A 3,623-nucleotide genomic window follows, 5' to 3' on the forward strand; every position below is an offset into this window, starting at 1 on the left:
ATATAAATTCCAAAGGCAATTACTAAAAAAGAAGCGATTTTTATAAATAAATCTCTTAAATTTGATTGTTTAAATAATCCAACAAAAAAACCTAAAGAAAAAAGTGCAGGTAAAGTGCTAAGTCCAAAAATAAGCATTACAATGGCACCCCATAAAGCACTACCTGTACTTGTAGCAGTTATTGCAAATACATAAACAAACCCACAAGGAAGAAGACCATTTAACATTCCTAATAAATAAAAACTCATAAATGAATCTGAACCCAAAAGTGATTTAAATGTACTTTGATAAAGAGGAGATTTTGAGCATGAATGCTCTAAAATTGTAAGAAACTTGATTTTTCCCATAAGTGATAGTCCTATTAAAACCATCATTGTTCCAGTTGTAAGAAGTAAAATACCACTTGTTAAATTATCAAAAGTAACAACTCCACCAACAAAACCAAATAATGCACCTAAAATCATATAAGTACTAATTCTTCCAAATGAGTATAATAAATGTGCCATTGCTTGATGTTGTTTTGACCATTCATTTTTAACTTTTGTACTTGAATATGCAATTACAATTCCACCACACATTCCAACACAATGACCAAATGAACCAAAAAATGCAATAGAAATAATTGTTATAATACTTATCGTTTCCATTAATTACCTAATAATTCTTTTTTAGTATAAGGGTTATTTAGATTTTCATTTCTGAGCATTTTTAAAAGCATTGTTTCAAAATCAATAAATTTTTCTTGCTTATTTTCATAAGCTCCTAATCCATAACCCATAGGTGTTGCATCAGTTCTTTTATACCATGCAGTTTTTGCATCTATATATTTGTTTGTATCATTTGAAAAAACCCAAAATTTTATATCATTTTTATTTTTTAGATTTTCATACCATAAAGTCATACATCCAATATCATCAAAAAACCAAGTTCTTCCATCTTTTGAAACAGCTTGTGCTGAATGTTTTGTTGATGTTATTGTCATTCCACATTGGGTATCTTGATAATGATTTAGTTTTATATCAACTGGACTATGAGTGTGATTATTTTGTTCTATTACAATCATTTGTTTTTTATTAGACATTGATAAAAAAATTATCACTATTATTGCAACTATTATTATAACTGTAAGTAAGGGTACGATTTTTTTCATTAATTAAACTCCAAGGCGATTATTATAGTTAATTATGTTTGTATTTTTCTTTTAATTTAATAAAAAAATGCAAAAAAAAAGCTTCACAATTAAATTGTGAAGCCGCTATTCAAATTTTTATTAGTTTTTTTATTAATAGGATACAGACTTAAATATATTTAGTAGTAGGAGGATTTAATATAAATACCCTATATGAAAAAAATTATATCAAATGAATTGTTAATTAATTGTTAAATGAAGATACTTTTTGTCCTATTTTATAAATTTTGTTATTTTAACCTAAGTTTATATATTAAATCATATAATACAAAAAAATTATTACTATATTGAGGATAGAATAAATGCATTTAATTATATTCGATATGGATGGAACATTAATAAATAGTGGCTTTGCTATTACAAATACAATTAATTATGTTAGAACTAATTTAGGTCTAGAAGAATTAGAAAGTAACTATATTTTAGAAAATGTTAATGATCCTAATATCAACTCTGCTGAATTTTTTTATGGAACAAAAGAATTTACAGATAAACAAACAAAACTTTTTGGTGAATATTATAATGAACACTGTTTACATGATTTAGTTGTTTATGATGGAATAAAAGAACTAATCGATACTTTAAAAAATGATTTTACATTAGCAGTTGCAACAAATGCAAACTCTGTTTATGCAAAAAAGATGTTAAATCATGTAGAACTTGGTTCATATTTTCCTACTATTTTAGGTTATGATAGTGTTTCTAAACCAAAACCACATCCTGAAATGGTAAATAAAATATTAGATAAACATGATATTTTAAAGCATAATGCACAAGTTATTGGTGATTCACATAAAGATATTATGGCTGCAACAAAGGCAGGTGTTGATTCAGTTTTAGTAAATTGGGGATTTTCAAATCATGAAAAAGATGCAATTGAAACTGTTGAAGAATTAAAGCATAGAATTTATAATAAGTTTAATATTTAGGTTTTATTATGTTTGAAAAAGTTTTAGATTTATTTAAAAAAGAAAAGACTTTCCCATGTATTGTTTGGGATACAAAAATGATGAAATATCTTGATTTAACACAAAAACAAATAGATGAAATTAACACCCAACCTGAATATGAAGGTTGGAGCGCTACTAAAAAAGATGAGTGTTAATCTTTTTTAGTAAGTAAAAAGTTTTCTATATCTTCTACAATTTCATCAATTGCTAAAGTAGCTTTTTTAAATAAAACTTTATCATATAGTTTTTCATCAATATAAGTACTTGTTTCTAAATTATTTAATATTGTTTTTTTAAGATGTAAACTTAAGAAATAATCAGTATTTACAACAGCACCACTTGTTCCTATTACTACAAACATCTCACAATCTTCAAACTCTTTAAACATTGTTTTATAAGCATGTGCTTCTTCTGTAAAAAACACAATATTTGGTCTTAGTTTTGCTTGACACTTAGGACAAGTTCTTGATGTATCTAATTTTTCATATTTTATATCTTCAATAAAGTCACACTCTTCACATCTAATTTCTCTTAAAATTCCATGTAAATGTAATACATCATTACACCCTGCTTTTTCAAACATATCATCAACATTTTGAGTTATTATTGCAATATTATCTTTATATTTATCTTTTAATGTTGCAATAGTTTTATGAGCATAATTTGGTGTTTTATCTTTTAAATCAAATCTCTTTTCATCATAAAATTCTATTATTTTATTTCTATTTTCATTTAAAGAATTATTTTCAGAAATATCTTCGATTTTATGTTCATCCCAAAGTCTATCAATATCCCTAAATGTTGGGATTCCTGATTCATTACTTATTCCAGAACCCGTTAGAATAATTACTTTTGCCATTATTTACCTCATTTGTAATTAAATAAAATTTATTATATCTATATAAGATAAGATTTTTGCTAATAAGAAAAAGAAATAAGCATTTTACAGCTTATTTCTTTTTTTGTTTTGTTAGATTAAGTTTATTTTATTTAAAAATAAAATTATTATTGCTAGTGGTACAACAAATTTGATTAACATAAACCAAATATTAAATACTGTTATACTTGTATGTTTTGTAAAGCTATTTTCTAATAATGATTTATCAACAAAGTATCCTAAGAATATACAAGTGATAAATGCAGCTAATGGCATCATAATAGAAGATGTCATAAAGTCCATCCAATCAAAGGCATTTTTACCAAAGAATGTTAAATCACCTGAATAAGCTTTTGACATAGATAAAAGTGCGATAATACCTAAAAAGTAGAATATTGAACCACAAATAACAGTAGCTTTTTTTCTAGTCATTCCAAATCTTTCAATAAAGAACTTAAGTGATGGTTCAATCATAGAAACAGCTGATGTAATACCTGCAAAAACAAGTGCAATAAAGAAAGAAATTGCAATAACTTGTCCTAATACTCCCCAACCTGAGAAAATAACTGGTAATGAAATAAATACTAAACCAGGTCCTGCTGCACTT

The 3,623-nt window shown here is 25.4% G+C and carries 5 protein-coding genes and 1 pseudogene; 2 read left to right on the top strand and 4 right to left on the bottom strand.

The genetic code is table 11. The annotated features are described in order from the left end of the window. Nucleotides 1-647: sulfite exporter TauE/SafE family protein (locus ACERKK_RS11210; RefSeq protein WP_373773164.1), on the bottom strand; the 647-nt coding region annotated here is incomplete at its 3' end. Further along, a complete protein-coding gene (locus ACERKK_RS11215; protein ID WP_373773165.1) occupies nt 647-1,150 on the bottom strand; it encodes a hypothetical protein in 504 nt (167 codons plus the stop codon). The genes ACERKK_RS11210 and ACERKK_RS11215, both read right to left, overlap by 1 nt. 341 nt (nt 1,151-1,491) lie before the next feature. Between ACERKK_RS11215 and ACERKK_RS11220 the strand changes: the two genes are divergently transcribed. Both ACERKK_RS11220 and ACERKK_RS11225 read left to right on the top strand, forming a co-directional pair. Beyond that, nucleotides 1,492-2,118 (top strand): HAD family hydrolase, encoded by a 627-nt coding sequence (locus ACERKK_RS11220; protein ID WP_373773166.1) that lies wholly within the window; start codon nt 1,492-1,494, stop codon nt 2,116-2,118. Between the two features lie 8 nt (nt 2,119-2,126). Next, a complete protein-coding gene (locus tag ACERKK_RS11225) occupies nt 2,127-2,294 on the top strand; it encodes a hypothetical protein (protein ID WP_373773167.1) in 168 nt (55 codons plus the stop codon). On the opposite strand, the gene ACERKK_RS11230 is transcribed toward ACERKK_RS11225, so the two are convergent. Together ACERKK_RS11230 and ACERKK_RS11235 are read right to left on the bottom strand one after the other, a co-directional pair. Then, a complete protein-coding gene (locus ACERKK_RS11230; protein ID WP_373773168.1) occupies nt 2,291-2,998 on the bottom strand; it encodes an NAD-dependent deacetylase in 708 nt (235 codons plus the stop codon). The two genes, ACERKK_RS11225 and ACERKK_RS11230, sit on opposite strands and share 4 nt — an antisense overlap. 111 nt (nt 2,999-3,109) lie before the next feature. Further along, nucleotides 3,110-3,623 (bottom strand): annotated as a pseudogene (locus ACERKK_RS11235) (sodium-dependent transporter); the annotation flags it as partial.

This window comes from Poseidonibacter sp. (assembly GCF_041821165.1).
Lineage (GTDB): Bacteria > Campylobacterota > Campylobacteria > Campylobacterales > Arcobacteraceae > Poseidonibacter.